At 67.3% G+C, this 16,185-nt stretch carries 11 protein-coding genes, 1 tRNA gene and 2 pseudogenes; 11 read left to right on the top strand and 3 right to left on the bottom strand.

The features are described from left to right. The first annotated feature begins 96 nt into the window (after positions 1-96). Both QNN98_RS12690 and QNN98_RS12685 read left to right on the top strand, forming a co-directional pair. The gene (locus QNN98_RS12690; RefSeq protein ID WP_283997604.1) at positions 97-1,029 is read left to right on the top strand and encodes a TatD family hydrolase; all 933 of its coding nucleotides are present in this window, start codon (positions 97-99) and stop codon (positions 1,027-1,029) included. Between the two features lie 295 nt (positions 1,030-1,324). Further along, positions 1,325-2,479: a resuscitation-promoting factor gene (locus QNN98_RS12685; protein WP_283997602.1), complete on the top strand. Its 1,155-nt coding sequence runs from the start codon at positions 1,325-1,327 to the stop codon at positions 2,477-2,479. Positions 2,480-2,490: 11 nt separating this feature from the next. On the opposite strand, the gene QNN98_RS12680 is transcribed toward QNN98_RS12685, so the two are convergent. Then, entirely contained in the window at positions 2,491-3,711 is a 1,221-nt protein-coding gene (locus QNN98_RS12680; RefSeq protein ID WP_227926973.1) for an XRE family transcriptional regulator, read from the bottom strand. 236 nt (positions 3,712-3,947) lie between these two features. Here QNN98_RS12680 and rsmA point away from each other — a divergent pair, with 236 nt between their 5' ends. The 3 genes from rsmA to QNN98_RS12665 are packed head-to-tail and all read left to right on the top strand — an operon-like array spanning position 3,948 to position 7,704. After that, entirely contained in the window at positions 3,948-4,832 is an 885-nt protein-coding gene (rsmA, locus tag QNN98_RS12675; protein ID WP_227914121.1) for a 16S rRNA (adenine(1518)-N(6)/adenine(1519)-N(6))-dimethyltransferase RsmA, read from the top strand. Between the two features lie 19 nt (positions 4,833-4,851). After that, on the top strand, positions 4,852-5,820 hold the full coding sequence (locus QNN98_RS12670) for a 4-(cytidine 5'-diphospho)-2-C-methyl-D-erythritol kinase (protein WP_283997599.1): 969 nt from the start codon (positions 4,852-4,854) through the stop codon (positions 5,818-5,820). A gap of 6 nt (positions 5,821-5,826) precedes the next feature. Further along, a complete protein-coding gene (locus QNN98_RS12665) occupies positions 5,827-7,704 on the top strand; it encodes an ABC-F family ATP-binding cassette domain-containing protein (RefSeq protein ID WP_283997597.1) in 1,878 nt (625 codons plus the stop codon). A gap of 55 nt (positions 7,705-7,759) precedes the next feature. Here QNN98_RS12665 and QNN98_RS12660 read toward each other — a convergent pair. Both QNN98_RS12660 and QNN98_RS12655 read right to left on the bottom strand, forming a co-directional pair. After that, positions 7,760-8,128 (bottom strand): annotated as a pseudogene (locus tag QNN98_RS12660) (NUDIX hydrolase); the annotation flags it as partial. 90 nt (positions 8,129-8,218) lie between these two features. Next, positions 8,219-8,803: pseudogene (locus tag QNN98_RS12655) on the bottom strand (TetR/AcrR family transcriptional regulator); the annotation flags it as partial. A 142-nt stretch (positions 8,804-8,945) separates the two neighbouring features. On the opposite strand from QNN98_RS12655, the gene QNN98_RS12650 reads away from it, so the two are divergent. The 6 genes from QNN98_RS12650 (at position 8,946) to QNN98_RS12625 (ending at position 16,174) form a co-directional block, all read left to right on the top strand. Beyond that, positions 8,946-9,017 (top strand) — tRNA-Gln (locus QNN98_RS12650). Between the two features lie 84 nt (positions 9,018-9,101). Beyond that, a complete protein-coding gene (gene glmU, locus QNN98_RS12645; protein ID WP_283997595.1) occupies positions 9,102-10,613 on the top strand; it encodes a bifunctional UDP-N-acetylglucosamine diphosphorylase/glucosamine-1-phosphate N-acetyltransferase GlmU in 1,512 nt (503 codons plus the stop codon). Continuing rightward, entirely contained in the window at positions 10,610-11,593 is a 984-nt protein-coding gene (locus QNN98_RS12640; protein ID WP_227914125.1) for a ribose-phosphate diphosphokinase, read from the top strand. Before glmU ends, QNN98_RS12640 begins: the two co-directional genes overlap by 4 nt. Before the next feature lie 262 nt (positions 11,594-11,855). Next, the gene (locus tag QNN98_RS12635) at positions 11,856-12,464 is read left to right on the top strand and encodes a 50S ribosomal protein L25/general stress protein Ctc (protein ID WP_227914126.1); all 609 of its coding nucleotides are present in this window, start codon (positions 11,856-11,858) and stop codon (positions 12,462-12,464) included. 66 nt (positions 12,465-12,530) lie between these two features. Then, the gene (gene pth / locus QNN98_RS12630; protein ID WP_227914127.1) at positions 12,531-13,118 is read left to right on the top strand and encodes an aminoacyl-tRNA hydrolase; all 588 of its coding nucleotides are present in this window, start codon (positions 12,531-12,533) and stop codon (positions 13,116-13,118) included. A 446-nt stretch (positions 13,119-13,564) separates the two neighbouring features. Next, complete coding sequence (locus tag QNN98_RS12625; RefSeq protein ID WP_283997591.1) at positions 13,565-16,174, top strand: helix-turn-helix transcriptional regulator; 2,610 nt, start codon at positions 13,565-13,567, stop codon at positions 16,172-16,174. Positions 16,175-16,185 lie beyond the last annotated feature (11 nt).

Here is a 16,185-nt window from a genome sequence, read left to right as displayed (position 1 = left end):
GCTGGAACCTGCGCCAATGACAGACCCATGACAGACCAGTGACCCGACCAGCGGCACTTGTCTGTACAGCGTACTAGCTCACTTAGGCTTAAGAACATGAGTAATCGAAGCGGATATCTTCCCGGCACCACACCGGAGGCCTACCTGCCCGGCGGTGCCGGGGCAGGGGCGCCGGGACGTAGCGGCAAGGGCTATCCGCCGGCACCCGAGCCCCTGCCCGTGCCGGTGATGGACAACCATACGCATTTCGACTTTGCAGGCGGGCCGGACGCCGGCCTTGCCGCTGCGCTTGCCGCGGCCCTGGACGCGGCGGAGGGGGCAGGGGTCAAAGGCGCCATCCAGGTGGGCACGGACCTGGCCTCCTCCCGTTTTACCGCAGCCGCCGTCGACGTCGATCCGCGGCTGCTGGGCGCGGTGGCAATCCACCCGAACGATGCCCCGCTGCTGGCCGCCGAAGGTGCACTGGAACCGGCGCTCGAGGAGATTGAATTGCTCGCCGCGCACCCCCGCATCCGGGCCATAGGCGAAACCGGGCTGGACTACTTTCGCACGAGGGAGGAGGGCCTGGAACGCCAGCAGTACTCCTTCCGCCGGCACATCGACATCGCCAAGCGCCTCGGACTGGCCCTGCAGATTCACGACCGCGATGCCCACGCCGACGTGCTGCGGGTGCTGGCCGAAGAAGGAGCTCCGGAAACGGTGGTGTTCCATTGCTTCTCCGGAGACGCGGAGCTGGCACGGACCTGCAGTGAGAACGGCTGGTATATGTCCTTTTCCGGCACACTGACCTTCCGCAATTCCGCCAACCTGCATGAAGCGCTCGCCGTCGCGGACCGGGACCTGCTGCTCGTGGAGACGGATGCCCCCTACCTCACCCCGCACCCGCACCGGGGCCGGCCCAACGCCAGCTATATGGTGCCGTACACCGTGCGGTTTATGGCCGAACGGCTGGATGCTGATCTGGCCGAACTGGGGGCGCGGCTGGCCGCCAACACCGAGCGTGCCTACGGTTCGTGGGACGTCCGTTAGCTGCCGGGGGAGGTCCGCGGGGACTCCAGGCGCGGCAATGCGCCGGAACCTTCGGTTGCCCTCAGATCACGGTTCGGTTACGGTAGGGAGCTATTAGCCGGGGTCGGGGAAGGCATCCGGACTAGATCTGTATAAATTCGCAAGGCCGTGCTAGTGCTGCTTCCGCAGCTCCAGTGGGCCCTGCCCGCCATGCCTGCGCCGCGCGCGCTCCTGCTCCGCCGTCAGCCGGTGGGCGGGAACGCACGCCCGGTGCTTCAAGTCCCCGTGCCCGGATGCTGTGACAGTTTGGGAATTCGTGGCAAATTCACTCGCAAAGCGTGGGGTAAAGATCGTTGGCCAAGCGGCCGTGATGGTGTGCCTGGTCCTGGGGCTGGTTGCCTTTGTGGGTGCCACCAAGACGGTGGTGCTCACCGTCGACGGCGACCGCCAGGAGGTACAGACCTTCGGCGGCACCGTGGCTGACGCGCTGGCCGCCGCCCACGTGGAGGTGAATCCCGCAGACCGGATCACTCCGGCACCTGCCAGTGCCCTTACAGAGGACACTGCCATTGAGATCACCCGCGCACGCGCAGTGGAGGTCACGGTGGACGGCAACGGAACCACTGTGCACACCACGGGGGAAACCGTCGCCGACCTTGTATCAGAGCTGCGGGTCTCCACGAATTCGGCGGTTTCCGCTTCCTTGGACACTTCCCTGGAGGGCCTGGACGGGCGTATTTCCATCTCGACCCCCAAGACCGTCTTCTTGATCGTGGACGGCGCCACCCACCCGGTCAGCACAACTGCCGGGACGGTGCGCGATGTGCTGAAGGAAACCGGCGTCAGCCTGGGGACGGCCGACCGGGTGTCGGCGCCCCGCAGTGCAGCGCTTGTGGACGGCATGGGCCTGAAAGTGACCCGTGTCGCTGCCGGGAAACAGGAAACCGTAACCGAGCCGGTGCCCTTTACCAGCAGCGAGGTGCCGAACGCGGACATAGTCGAGGGCGAGAAAAAGGTCACCACGCCCGGCGTCGACGGCGAACGCACCAAGGTCTTTTCCGTAACGGTCGTGGACGGCCGGGAAGTCAGCCGGACGCTGGTCAGCGAAAACGTCACGCGTGAGCCGGTGGCGGAAGCGGTGGCAGTGGGTACCAAGAAGCGCGCTGCGGCGGAAACCGGCGCGCCTGCCGCAGGGGCGGCCGCCGGATCCGGGGAGGCACCGTCTTCGGGCACCTGGGCTGCCTTGGCACAGTGCGAATCCGGCGGCAACTGGCACATCAACACCGGCAACGGCTATTCCGGCGGCCTTCAGTTCAGCTCCGCCAGTTGGTTGGGCGCCGGCGGAGGCGCCTACGCTCCGACGGCCGGCGAGGCCACGCCTGAACAGCAGATTGCGGTGGCGGAGAAGCTCCGCGCCAGCGGCGGATGGGGTCACTGGCCGTCCTGCGCCTCAAAGCTGGGCCTGCTCTAGGTTCCGGGGGCTTAGCGTGTGGTGATTTCGTGGGCCAGGGCGGCCGCGTGTGCGGCACGGTCGCCGGCCCCCACCGCACGGAAAGACTGCTCGCTGTCGGCCAGGTAAAGGGACCCGGCGTCGGTCGCCCCGGTCCGGGCCAGTGCCAGGCCCAGGTGGAGGGCAACTTCCCCTGCAGCCTGGGGCGGAAGCTCCTCCCGGTGCGCGTACACCTCGGAGAGGATGTCCACCGCCTGTATGTGTTCCCCGTTGAGATCCAGCCATAGCCCGCGGCTGTGGATCAGCTCCAACTGCTCCGCCGCCGGCAGCCCCACCACTGCCATCCCCACCTCGGCGTGCTCTATGCAGGCCAGTGTCTCGGCATCGTGAATGCCTGCCGCCAGCCGCATGGCGGCAGTGGAACTGCTGAAGCGTGCCCACAGCTCGACGTCGGATCCCGGCAGCAGCAGGACGGCGGCGTTCCGGTGGTAACGGAGTGCGGTGCCGTAATCCCCCCGGCGGAAGGCGACATTGCCCACGGCCCACAACGCCCGGCCCCTGGCCTCCCGTGGAAGTCCCGTTTCCAAAAGAGGCAGCACCAGCGTGCGGCAGTATTCCCATGCCTCGTCGATCTGCCCGAATTCGGCCAGTGCGGACGAAAGTGCTTCGCAGGCCTCAAGGAACAGCAAGGCTCCGGGCGCGGAGCCCTGTACCGACCGGAGGGCGGCACGGGCATGGGCCACCGCTTCGCCGAGTTCACCCATGCCCTGATACGCGCGGGCGAGGAGGATTTCCGCCTGGGCACGCAGGCCGGGATGCTCGGCAGCCAACGGATGGCGGAGCAGTCCGGACGCTTTCCCGGCTGCCTCCCGGACCCGGCACATGGCCTGCAGGCACCGGGCAGCCAAATGGGTCATCGCCCACCAGGACTGCTGGTCCCCGGCGGCTGCTGCGGCGTCGGCGGCCCGGCCGGCCAGCACACATGCCCCGCCGTAGTCGCGTTCATCCAGGGCCTGCCACGCCGAGAGTTCCAGGAACAAAGCTCCGTCTTCGCACGTACCGGAAGCGGCTCCGCCGCGGCCGCTTTCCAACCGCCGGCTCAACAGGGCCGGCGCGCCGGGTGCCGGTTCGCGGCGCCCGGTTTCAAGCAGGGAAATGTCCCGTGCCCTGAAAGTGCCGTTGCCGAGCTGTGCCTGCGTCAGATGCCGTTCCAACCGCGCCGTGCGCAGCTTTTCGCCGAATGATTTGCCCATCGTTGTTCCGCCAATCACCGGGTGCGACAGCCTGTAGGGCCCCGCCAGTGCGATCGATGCTAGCCCCCGGAGCCGGGCCGCGGCAGAGCATCCGTCGCTTCTCGCAGGCAAAGCGGCCAAGTGCCTTCCGGGGTGCCCCGGGTGCGGAAACCGGGCCGTCGTTCACCGGAAAGAGCCCCCTGCGGCACCCGGATGCCGGCTCCGGCGCGTACGCCCCGCTCGGCTAGTATTACTGGGTGAGTGAATCCGAACCCGCCCCCCGTTCATCGGTCCCTGCGCTGCTTGGCGCCACGGATATCCGGGCGCTGGCGGAGGAACTGGGTGTCCGCCCCACCAAAACGCTGGGCCAGAACTTTGTCATTGACGGGAACACCATCCGCCGGATCGTGGCTGCCGCGGATATCCGGCCCGGTGAAACGGTGCTGGAGGTCGGACCGGGACTGGGGTCGCTGACCTTGGGACTGCTCGACGCCGCCGGGACGGTGGTGGCCGTGGAGATTGATCCGGTCCTTGCCGGCAAGCTGCCCGATACCGTGGCACGGCGGAGGCCTGAATCCGCCTCGAACCTGCACGTGGTGCTGGGAGACGGCATGCGGATCACCGAGCTGCCGGCTGAACCCACGGCACTCGTGGCGAACCTGCCCTACAACGTTGCCGTGCCCGTTGTGCTGCACCTGCTCGAACACTTCCCCTCCCTCCAGCACGGGCTGGTGATGGTCCAGGACGAAGTGGCAGACCGGATGGCGGCCGCCCCCGGCTCCAAGACCTACGGTGTGCCCTCGGTCAAGGCCGCGTGGTACGCCACCATGCGCAAGGCCGGCGTCATCGGCATGAATGTCTTCTGGCCGGCGCCGAAGATCGCCTCGGGCCTGGTGGGGTTCACCCGGCACGAACCGCCGCAGACCCGCGCGAGCCGCGAAGAGGTCTTTGCCGTGATCGACGCAGCCTTCGCGCAGCGCCGCAAGACGCTGCGTGCCGCACTTGCCGGCTGGGCAGGCAGCCCGGCCGAAGCAGAGAAGGCGTTGCGCGCCGCGGGCGTGGATCCGAGTGCCCGGGGCGAAGTCCTGGACATCGCGGCGTTCGCGCGTATTGCCGAGGCCGCGAAACCGCTGGTTGCCTGAGGGAAGAGACGCAGAAAACATGAGCGCACCGGCTTCCGTCCGTGTCCGGACCCCCGGCAAGATCAACGTCTCCCTGAAGGTCGGCCCGCAGCGGGCGGACGGCTACCACGGCGTAGCCAGCTTGTACCTGGCCGTGTCCCTCTTCGAGGAAGTCACCGCTACGGAGCTGGCAGGCGATGAAATCCGGCTGACCGTCAGTGATCCCGACAACCGCGTGCCCGTGGCCGGCATTCCGCTGGACGGCAGCAACCTCGCCGCCCGGGCCGCCCGCGCAGTAGCAGCCCGGGCCGGCCGGGCCTCGGCCGGGGTACACCTGCACATTGCCAAGCGGGTCCCCGTGGCCGGCGGCATGGGCGGAGGGTCGGCCGATGCCGCTGCGGCCCTGGTGGCCTGCAACGAACTGTGGCAGGCCGGGCTGGGAACCGGTGAGCTTACGGAGCTGGCCGCGGGCCTCGGCGCGGATGTGCCGTTCGCCTTGATGGGCGGTGCCGCTGCCGGCCTGGGCGTGGGGGACCGGCTGACCCCGGTGCCCGCACCGCAGCCGCTGCACTGGGTCCTGGTGCCGGCTGCCTACGGTCTTTCCACCCCGCAGGTCTTTGCGGCCCTGGATGCGCTCCGGGCCGATGCCAAGGTTGCCGAACCCGCGGAGGTGGACCCGCGGATCCTGGGCGCCCTGGCTGCCGGGAACACTGCCGGCCTGGCCGGCGTTCTAGTCAATGACCTGCAACCCGCCGCACTGGAACTGGCACCCGGGCTGGAATCCGTCCTTGCGGCCGGTGCCGGCAACGGCGCCCTGGCCGGCATGGTCTCCGGTTCCGGCCCCACCCTTGCCTTCCTCGCATCCTCAGAGGCCCATGCGGCCGCACTGGCCGAGGCGCTGCGCGGCGGGGGCCACGCAGCCATAGCCGTCTACGGACCGGCACCGGGCGCCGTTGTCCTGCCGGAACCGGACCCGGATTCCGCCGCAACACCCACGCACAGAAAGTAGTACCGATTGGCACACCTGCTTGGCGCTGAAAACCTCAGCATCTCCTTTGGCACGCGCACCATCCTCGACGGGGTATCGCTCGGCCTCGAGGAAGGCGACCGGATCGGGATGGTCGGCCGCAACGGCGACGGCAAGTCCACCCTGATGAGCCTGCTGGCCGAACGGCAGACCCCCGACGACGGCCGCGTCACCCGCCGCCGCGACGTCACCGTGGGCTACCTGGACCAGACCGACGTGCTGGACGGGGACCTCACGGTAGGGCAGGCCATTGTCGGCGATGCCGCAGACTACGAATGGGCATCCAACGCGCGGATCCGCGACGTGATGAGCGGCCTGGTGCAGGAAGTGGACTGGAACGCGCAGGTCTCCTCGCTTTCCGGCGGGCAGAAGCGCCGGGTGGCGCTGGCGAAGCTGCTGACCGGCGACGACGACGTGATTATGCTCGACGAGCCCACCAACCACCTCGACGTCGAGGGCGTGGCCTGGCTGGCCAGGCACCTGAAGCAGCGCTGGCGTCCCACCGACGGCGGCCTGCTGGTCGTCACCCACGACCGCTGGTTCCTGGACGAAATCTGTACACGCACCTGGGAGGTCCACGACGCCGTGGTGGATCCGTTCGACGGCGGCTACGCAGCGTACGTGCTGGCCCGCGCCGAGCGCGACCGGATGGCGTCCGTGGTGGAGAACAAGCGCCAGCAGCTGGTCAAGAAGGAACTGGCCTGGCTGCGGCGCGGCGCGCCCGCCCGCACGGCCAAACCGAAGTTCCGCATCGAGGCCGCAAACAACCTGATCGAGGACGTGCCCGAACCCCGCGACACGCTGTCCCTGAACAAGATGGCCACCGCCCGGCTGGGCAAGGATGTCCTGGACCTGGAAAACGTGTCCCTGACGCTGGGAAACACTGACCTGTTCCGGAACATCACACTGCGCCTGGCGCCGGGTGAGCGGCTGGGCCTGGTGGGTGTGAACGGCGCCGGGAAGACCACCCTGCTGCGCCTGCTCAACGGGGAGATCGAACCCACAGCCGGGCGGCTCAAGCGCGGAAAGACCGTGCAGACCGCCGTCCTGACCCAGGAAGTGAAGGAACTGGACGAGGTGGCGGACCAGCGGGTCATCGAGGTCATCGAAAACGAGAAGCGGGTCTTCAACGTGGGCGGCCGCGAACTGTCCGCCGGCCAGCTTGTAGAGCAGCTGGGCTTCAGTGCCCAACGGCAGTGGACACCTGTCCGGGAACTTTCCGGCGGTGAACGGCGGCGGCTGCAGCTGCTGCGCCTGCTGGTGGGTGAACCGAACGTCCTGATGCTGGATGAGCCCACCAATGACCTGGACACCGACACCTTGGCCGCTGTCGAGGACGTACTGGACGGCTGGCCCGGTACCCTCGTGGTGGTCTCCCACGACCGGTACCTCCTGGAACGGGTCACCGACCACCAGATGGCACTGCTGGGCGACGGGAAGCTGCGCGGCCTGCCCGGCGGCGTCGACCAGTACCTGGAACTGCGCAACGAAACACTGGCCGCGAACTCCTCGGCGTCCACGGCTGCCCGCGGGTCCTCGCAGGCGGCCCGTGCCGCTGCCGCCGGAGCATCCCGCCCCGGAGGATCAACGGGCGGAAGCGGAACGACGACGGCGCTGGCCGGCTCGGGCGCCAGCGAAGCCGAGAAGCGGGCGGCGAAGAAGGACCTGGCCCGGATCGAGCGCCAGCTCAGCAAGCTGACCGCGCAGGCGGAAAAGATCAACGCGCAGATGAATGAGGCCACGCAGAAGTCCGGCGGCGCGGACTTTGAGCTGATCGGCGGGCTCAATGCCAAGCTGCAGGCCGTTGCCGCCGAGCAGGAAGAACTGGAAATGCAGTGGCTGGAGGCCTCGGAGCTCCTCGAGTAGGGAACCCGGGCAACTCAGGCGCAAGCGGCTCAGCGCAGGCGGCTCACGAGGGCGCTCAGCCCAGCATGCGGGGCAGGATGTGTTCGGCCAGCAGCGGAGACAGGTCAGTGCGCTGCGCCGCGGCGGCCGGGGCCAGCCAGAGGATTTCCTCGATCTCCGCCGCGGCGGCCGGTTCGACGCCGGCCGGGACGGTCCACGCGAACAGCCCGGCGTCAATGAAGGTGTTTTCCTCGTTGGCGGCCGGGCCGTACCAGCGGCCAAGGTCCGTCAGGTCTGCCGGGGCGGCCTGCACCCCGAGTTCCTCGCCCATTTCGCGGGCAGCGGCCTGCACGAAAGACTCCCCGGGCTCCAGCTTGCCGCCGGGCTGCATAAAGCGCGAGGTGCCGCGCTTGCGGACCAGGAGGATGCGGCCGTCGTCGTCGGAGACCAGTACGGCGGAAAGGCGGAGGACGGCGGGGGAGCTGTCTGCGCTGCCGGTGGGAGCGACGGACGGTGCCCCGCCCGCCATGCCCGTGAGCTGCGGTTCCTTCTGCAGGCCTGTCAGCCCGTTCCAGGCCAGATTGACCAGGTGTGCCGCCACCGTGGCTTTGTCGGGGGTGCGGGAATCCAGCCACCACTGGCCGGTCATGGCGACCATTCCCACCAGCATCTGCGCATACATGCCGCCCACTTCGGCGCTGAGGCCGCGGCTGCCGAACTCCTTGGACAAAATGTGCTCCACGTCCCGGGCAATACGGGAGAGCAGGGTGGAGAAGGTGCCGTCCGGCTGCGACGGCGGGGCGTCCCGGGTGAGGATCCGGAAGCCGTCGGTGTGGTTCTCGATGTAGTCCAGCAGTGCGTAGGCGGCCCGCTCCAGCAGGACACGGGGGCCCGCGGACGCATTCAAGGACTCGGTAACGGCAACGAGCAGGCGGTTGAACTCGGCCTCCACCACTTCGGTGTAGAGACCCTCCTTTGACCCAAAATGTTCATAAACCACCGGTTTGGACACACCGGCCGCGGCCGCGATCTCCTCGATGGTTGCGCCGTCGAGTCCGCGCAGCGCAAAGAGGCTGCGTGCCACTTCGATCAGCTGGGCACGGCGCTGGACACCGGTCATACGCAGGCGTGTAACGCCGGCGGAAGTCTTTACCACCGCTCCAGTCTACCCATCCGCCGGCGGCGTCCTGCGGCCAACTCGCGAACGCATCGGCTCCCGTGGCAGACTAAACTCTTGTGTGCGTGGCTAGCCAGGCACAAGATCCGCCCTGGTGTAATGGCAGCACCCCGGCCTTTGGAGCCGTGGAGTATAGGTTCGAATCCTATGGGCGGAACACTGTGCGGCGGACCTCCGGGATGTTCCCGGGGTTGCCGCGCTGTTGATACATACCGGCCGTACCACCAAGGAGCGCCATCTCGTGACCACCAACGATGTCCGGACCAACGGGAATTCTGCGGAGGGTTTGGCTGCGGTTATTGTCCTTGCTGCCGGTTCCGGGACGCGGATGAAGTCCCGGACCCCGAAGATCCTCCACACCGTCGGCGGAATCTCGATGCTCGGCCACGCACTGTCAGCCGCCGAAGCGCTGCACCCGCGGTTCCTGGCCGTGGTTGTGCGCCACGAACGCGACCTGGTTTCGGCCCATGCCGCCGAGCATGTACCGGACGCCGTGATTGTGGACCAGGACGATGTTCCCGGCACCGGCCGTGCAGTCCAGGTGGCCGTCTCCGCGCTGGACGCGGTCAGTGAGCTGGACGGCACGGTGGTGGTCACCTACGGTGACGCACCCCTGCTGGAAGCGGACACCCTCCGCCGCCTCGTAGCCGTGCACGAGACGGACGGCAACGCCGTGACCGTGCTGACCGCCAAGCTGGCCGACCCCTCCGGCTACGGACGGGTGCTGCGCGCCGAAGACGGCACAGTCACCGGCATCGTGGAACACAAGGATGCCACCGACGCACAGCGTGCAGTGAATGAGATCAACTCCGGCATCTACGCTTTCGACGCCGCCGCGCTGCGCCGCGCGCTGGAATCGGTCACCACGCAGAACTCCCAGGGTGAGATGTACCTGACCGATGTGCTGGCCATTGCCCGGGACGCCGGCGGCCGGATCGCGGCCATGGTGACGGAGGACCAGTGGCAGGTCGAAGGCGCCAACGACCGGGTCCAGCTCGCCGCCCTCAATGCCGAACATAACCGGCGCGTCCTGGAGCGGTGGATGCGGGCCGGGGTCAGCATTGCCGACCCGGCCACCACGTGGATAGATTCCACCGTCACCCTGGCCGAAGACGTCACCATCCTGCCCGGCACGCAGCTGCACGGAACCACCAGCGTTGCCCGGGACGCCGTCGTCGGTCCGGACTCCACCCTGACGAACGTCCAGGTGGGGGAGGGTGCCTCGGTGGTCCGCACGCACGGCAGTGATGCCGTCCTCGGTGCCGGAGCCGCCGTCGGGCCCTTCGCTTATCTGCGTCCGGGAACGGTGCTGGGCGCCAAGGGCAAAATCGGGACGTTCGTGGAAACCAAGAACGCCAATATCGGTGCAGGTTCGAAGGTTCCGCACCTTTCCTATGTGGGTGATGCCACTATCGGCGAGCAGTCCAACATCGGCGCAGCTTCCGTTTTCGTCAACTACGACGGCGTAAACAAGCACCACACGACCATCGGTTCGCACGTCCGGATGGGCAGCGACAACATGTATGTGGCTCCCGTCACGGTGGGCGACGGGGCGTACAGTGGAGCCGGAACGGTGGTCCGCAAGGACGTCCCGGCAGGTGCCCTGGCCATCAACGTCGCCCCGCAGCGCAACTTGGACGGCTGGGTCGCGGAACACCGGGCCGGCACCGCCGCCGCCGACGCCGCCGCCGCAGCGGCCCTTTCAGCTTCTTCCCCCACAGGTAACCCCACGCGAGAAAGCGACCACGAATGAGCAGCGAAATCACCTCCAAGGGTGAAAAGAAGCTCGTCCTTGCCACAGGACGTGCCCATCCAGAGCTGGCAGAGGAAATAGCACGCTGCCTGGATACGGAGCTGCTGCCGCTGGCCGCATACGACTTCGCGAACGGAGAGATCTACGTCCGTCCCAATGAAAGCGTCCGCGGCACCGATGCCTTCGTAATCCAGGCGCATCCGGCCCCGCTGAACAACTGGCTGATGGAACAGCTGATCATGATCGATGCGCTCAAGCGGGCTTCCGCCCAGCGCATCACCGTGGTTTCCCCGTTCTACCCGTACGCCCGGCAGGACAAGAAGGGCCGCGGCCGCGAGCCCATCTCCGCACGCCTGATTGCCGATCTGTACAAGACCGCCGGCGCGGACCGGATCATGAGCGTTGACCTGCACACCGCGCAGATCCAGGGCTTCTTCGACGGCCCGGTGGACCACCTGATGGCCATCCCGCTGCTGGCCGATTACATCCGCACCCGGGTGGATGCCTCCAACGTCACGGTCGTATCCCCGGATACCGGCCGCGTCCGCGTGGCAGAGCAGTGGGCCGAACGCCTTGGCGGCGCGCCGCTGGCCTTCGTGCATAAGAGCCGCGACCTCACGGTGCCCAACCAGGCTGTGTCCAAGCAGGTTGTGGGCCAGATTGAAGGCCGCACCTGCGTGCTGATCGATGACATGATCGACACCGGCGGAACCATCGCCGGCGCCGTGCGCGTCCTGAAGGAAGCCGGCGCCAAGGACGTCATCATCGCAGCCACGCACGCGGTGCTGTCCGATCCCGCTTCCCGGACCCTGGCCGAATCCGGTGCCCGCGAAGTGGTGGTCACCAACACGCTGCCCATTCCGGCAGCCAAGCGGTTCGAGCAGCTGACGGTACTCTCGATTGCCCCGATGATCGCCCGGGCCATCCGGGAAGTCTTCGAAGACGGCTCGGTCACCAGCCTGTTCGACGGCAAGGTCTAAGCGGATCCCTTTCCGCGCACAAGGGCGCCCGCCCGGACTTCGGTTCGGGCGGGCGTCCTGGTGCTGGTAGCATTAACCCCGATGCCTAGGCGAGGGAGCGGCCCGGAATGATCCGGGCGGACTCCGTTATCGACGGTGGCTGGCAACTTCTGGCCGTACACGGGACCGATCCGGTCCGTACGGTGCACTGTTCCGAAACCGGCGCCTACGCCCATGGAAAGCCGACACGGCACCCACGGAACACCACTTACAGGAGTTAGCAATGTCTGAGCAGAAGCTCGCAGGAACCACCCGCACCGATTTCGGCAAGGGTGCAGCCCGCAAGGCCCGCGCCGCCGGCCAGATCCCCGCAGTCATTTACGGACACGGTGCCGATGTCATGCACATCCTGCTGCCGGCCAAGGCCACCACGCTGGCTGTCCGCACCTCCAACGCCCTGCTGGAGATCGACGTCGACGGCGAGTCCCACCTGGCCCTGGCCAAGGATATCCAGCGCGACCCGATCAAGCAGATCATCGAGCACATCGACCTGCTGACCGTCCGCAAGGGCGAAAAGGTCGAGGTAGAGGTCAACGTCCACGTTGAAGGCGAACTGGCTCCCGGCACCGCTGTATACAACCAGGAAGCCAACACGGTCCTGGTTGCCGCAGATGCCACCTCGCTGCCGGAGACCATCGTGGTCAACATTGAAGGCCGCACCGCCGGCGAGCACATCTACGCCAAGGACCTGGAGCTGCCGGCCGGCGTCGAGCTGCTGCTGGATCCCGAAACCATGGTCATCAACGTTTCCGAGTCCACCGTCCAGGACCTGGGCACCCCGTCTGACGAAGAGGTTGCCATTGCAGCCGCTGAAGTCGGCGCCGAAGCGTAACCCACTTCCGGGGCCTGCTCCCCGTAACGGAGCCGTCCGGTTCTCAGTGAAGGAGCAGTACCCGCAGTGAACAGCAACACCTGGCTTGTAGCCGGGCTCGGGAACCCCGGGCCCGGCTACAGCCGTAACCGGCACAATATCGGCAACATGGTCGTGGATGAACTCGCGTCGCGCATGGGCGGGAAGTTCAAGTCCCATAAAACCCGAGCCGCCGTCCTGGAGGGCAGGATCAGCCTGGGCGGCCCCCGGGTGGTCCTGGCCAAGCCACTGACCTATATGAATCTGTCCGGCGGACCGGTGTCCGCCCTGGCCCGGTTCTACGACATTGATCCCGGACATGTAGTCGCCGTCCATGACGAAATCGACATCCCCTTCAATACCGTCAAGCTCAAGCTCGGCGGAGGCGAGGGCGGACACAACGGCCTGCGGGACATTAGCCGGGCCCTGGGCACCAAGGACTACCTGCGGGTACGCGTAGGCGTCGGGCGACCGCCGGGCCGGATGGATACCGCGGACTACGTGCTGAAGGACTTCTCCGGCGCCGAAGCCAAGGAACTGCCGTTCCTGGTGGGAGACGCCGCTGATGCGGTGGAAATGCTCCTGGCTGACGGGCTTCTCGCAGCCCAGCAGAAGTTCCACGGCGCTGTTTCCTAAGGGTTCCTTCCCATGGCGGCCCTAGGTAGCAGCGTCCTGGGATTGGGGTAGTTTTCCAGCGCCCCGGACCGGCCCGAACCATTGTTTCGCTTCCGGTGCCGGGCCTAAAATGGAAGCAGCCTTAAGGGCTCCCAATACGGGGCCGACGTCGGGAGGCCTCCGAGACTGGGCCACCCCCATCCCGGCGTCGGTCCCTTTTACATGTGGCTTTTCCTCACGGCCACGGCCCTGCCGGTATGGGCCTGGGCAGGGTACACCTCGCGCCGCCCTGCCGCCATGGAATAAGCGCCTCGCGGACCTTCCCTGGTTCATGTCTTTGTATGTACTGGACGGGGTGGAGGGCCGCGCGTATGCTCGCCTCTACTGACCAGTAGCTACCGACAGCTGCAGTATTGGGGACCATGGTCCGGGTACTGCGTGCGTTTTTGGGGGGCGTGGCTTGAGCGATGAAGAATGCGTCGGCTGTTGACGATCTGGTTGGCCGTGCCGACGCCCTCGACGCAATATGCACGGCGGTGGTCGAAGGCCGCGGAGCACTGGTCCTGGGCGGGGCGGGTTTCGGTAAGACTGCTGTCCTCAAAGCGGTTTCTGAGCGGCTGAGGGAAGACTTCCACACCCTGTACGTCAGGGGAACTCCGATTTCCTCGCAGACCCCCTACGGCGCATTGGCGTTTCTGATCGGCGGGCTTCCCGAAGCAGCGGTCAGCAGCCCGTTGCAGCTGCTCCGCGAGCTGGACTCATCCCTGGCAGCGGGCTCGGGCGGCCGGCGGATACTCCTTGCCGTGGACAATGCAGACCGGCTGGACCGCTTCTCAAGCATGGTGCTTGCGCAACTGCTCCGCCGCGGCAGCGTAGCGGTGGTCGCAGCGGCATCCGCACATTGGGAGTCAGGGTTCGAATTGATGGACCTGTGGAGCGAAGGACTGTTGGCAAGGATAGCCCTGGAGCCATTGTCCGAGCGGCAGACCCGTCAGCTGATGCAGCAGATCCTCGGTGGCGCCGTCTCCTCCCTTGCCGCCGGTACCATGTGGCACGAAACAGAGGGCAGCCCCCGTTTCATCCGGCTCATGACCGAAGCACAGGTCCGCTCCGGCACCTTGGTGCGCCGGGGTCCCGTATGGGTCAGGACGGGTTCCTTTGTCCGCACCGGGGACGTGGGAGAAGTGGTGGACGCGATGCTGGACCGGCTGGCCCCGCAGGAACGCCGGCTCGTGGAGGTCCTGGCCCTTACACGCAGCCTTCCCCTGCCCACCGTCCTCGAACTGGTGCCCGCCGGCGTTGTCGATTCCCTCGAGGAGCGCCAGCTGATCCGGGTCGAAGACGCCGGGGCCGCTGTGCGCTTTGCCGGCGGAAGTGTGGGCACAGTCATCGCAGCGACCATGCTTCCCGGGCGGCGGCGGGAGCTGTGGGATGACGTGTCCGTTTTGGTGGACCAGGGCAGCTTGGCTCCGCCGGAACTGGTTGCCTTTGTGGGTTGGGCCATCTCCTGTGGGGGAACTCCCGGCCCGGCCGCCGTCCTGCAGGCGGCGGCTGCAGCAGCAAACGGGCGGAGCGACCCGGCCACGGCACTGCTGCTGTCCCGAACGGCGGCCGGTGAACGGACACAGGGGTTGGTCCTCGAAGAAGTCCGAGCGCTCCGGGCCACGGGGGACTTTGAGGGGGTGGTCCGTGCAGTCGGGGAGCACCGGCCGGACCCCGTGGACAGGGACAGCTACGTGCCGCTGATGACGGAGTACGCCTATGCACTGGCGCGGTTTAACGCGCCAGACCCGGATGCCGTACTGGCCGGCGTTCAAATCTCCGGACCGCCTCAGGGCGACGGGCCTGAAGCTGCTGCGGCGCTGGTTATTGCCCGCAGCGCACTGGTACTTGACAGCGGAAACGTATCGGCCGTGCCGGACGGCTTGGCATCGCTGACCCGTGACCTGCGGTTGAGCCACGGCATCCGCACCCATGCCCGTGCCCTGCACGCCAACGCGCTTGCCCTGGCAGGCCGGGGCAGCGACGCGATGGCCGCCCTGGCCGCTATGGGCAGGCCTGCTGACTACGCGCCGGGTGCAGGCAGCGGGGGCGCCGGAAATGCGGAGGAAATATGTACCAGGGTATTCGACACGTACATCCTCGCCGGAGAACTCGAGCGCGGCGCGGAGTTCGTAAAGCTCTTCGACGACACCGGCGTCCGGCCGTCCTATCAGGGCAGCGCAGGCGAGCTGGCTGTATCGGTGCTCGCGGTATGGCAGGGGCAGGACGGCACTGCGCGGGAGGCGCTCACCGGCGGTATCGGACAATTGGAAGTCCACGATCCGCAGGAGATGCTCCCACTGGCCCGCATCCTCGCGGGCTACGTCCGTGTCCAGCAGGGCCGGGCGGCGGCAGGCACACCGCTCAATGCCGGGACAACCCGGTTCCGGGAACCGTATTTCCGGGGGTTCCAGAGGAAGTACTTCGCGATCCTGGCGGAAGAACCGGACCCGGATAGCCGCTGCCGGTTGCTGCGCGAAGCGGCGGTTTCGGCCCTGGACACAGGGTGCGCCGCGCCCGCGCTGCTGTTCCTGTCAGCAGCAGTCCGGGCAAAAGACAAGGCCGCAGCCGGGCAAATGCTGGAAACGGCCGACAGCTCGCAGGGCAGGTTCGCGGAATCGTTGTCGCTGTACGCAGCCGGCCTGCTCAAGGATGACCCGGCATTGCTGGTTGGCGCGGCAAGGGGCTTTACCGCCCTGGGCCAGCACCTGCTGTGCCGGGACGCGGCCAGCGCCGCCTCGGAGCTGCTGGCTGCCGCCCCGGGAGGAGATGAACGCGGACTGGCCAGGATGGCCCGGGGCTTGGTGAACCTGAGCCTGCGGCGGATGAAGCACATCGGCGGGCGGGCAGAAACGCTGGCCGAATTAAGTGAATTTGAAGCAGATCTTGCGCATCGTGCCGTTACGATGGCCACCACCTCGCAAATAGCCCGGGAACTGAACCTGTCGCCTCGCACCATCGAGTGGCACCTGGGAAAGATTTTTGCGAAGCTCCACGTCTCCGGACGCGCGGAGCTGGCCGAGGTACTGGCCTAGGAACGGGGGAT

Origin of the sequence: Arthrobacter sp. zg-Y1143, from assembly GCF_030125565.1 — a bacterium.
Lineage (GTDB): Bacteria > Actinomycetota > Actinomycetes > Actinomycetales > Micrococcaceae > Arthrobacter_B.
Note: the sequence above shows the minus strand (reverse complement) of the source record. Positions and strands in the feature narration are given on the sequence as shown.

Excerpts from the sequence above, each read along its gene's own strand:
- QNN98_RS12690 (WP_283997604.1), top strand. The coding sequence starts at position 97 with ATGAGTAATCGAAGCGGATATCTTCCCGGCACCACACCGGAGGCCTAC.
- QNN98_RS12680 (WP_227926973.1), bottom strand. The coding sequence starts at position 3,711 with ATGGGCAAATCATTCGGCGAAAAGCTGCGCACGGCGCGGTTGGAACGG.
- QNN98_RS12670 (WP_283997599.1), top strand. The coding sequence starts at position 4,852 with ATGAGCGCACCGGCTTCCGTCCGTGTCCGGACCCCCGGCAAGATCAAC.
- QNN98_RS12640 (WP_227914125.1), top strand. The coding sequence starts at position 10,610 with ATGAGCAGCGAAATCACCTCCAAGGGTGAAAAGAAGCTCGTCCTTGCC.
- QNN98_RS12635 (WP_227914126.1), top strand. The coding sequence starts at position 11,856 with ATGTCTGAGCAGAAGCTCGCAGGAACCACCCGCACCGATTTCGGCAAG.
- QNN98_RS12625 (WP_283997591.1), top strand. The coding sequence starts at position 13,565 with ATGAAGAATGCGTCGGCTGTTGACGATCTGGTTGGCCGTGCCGACGCC.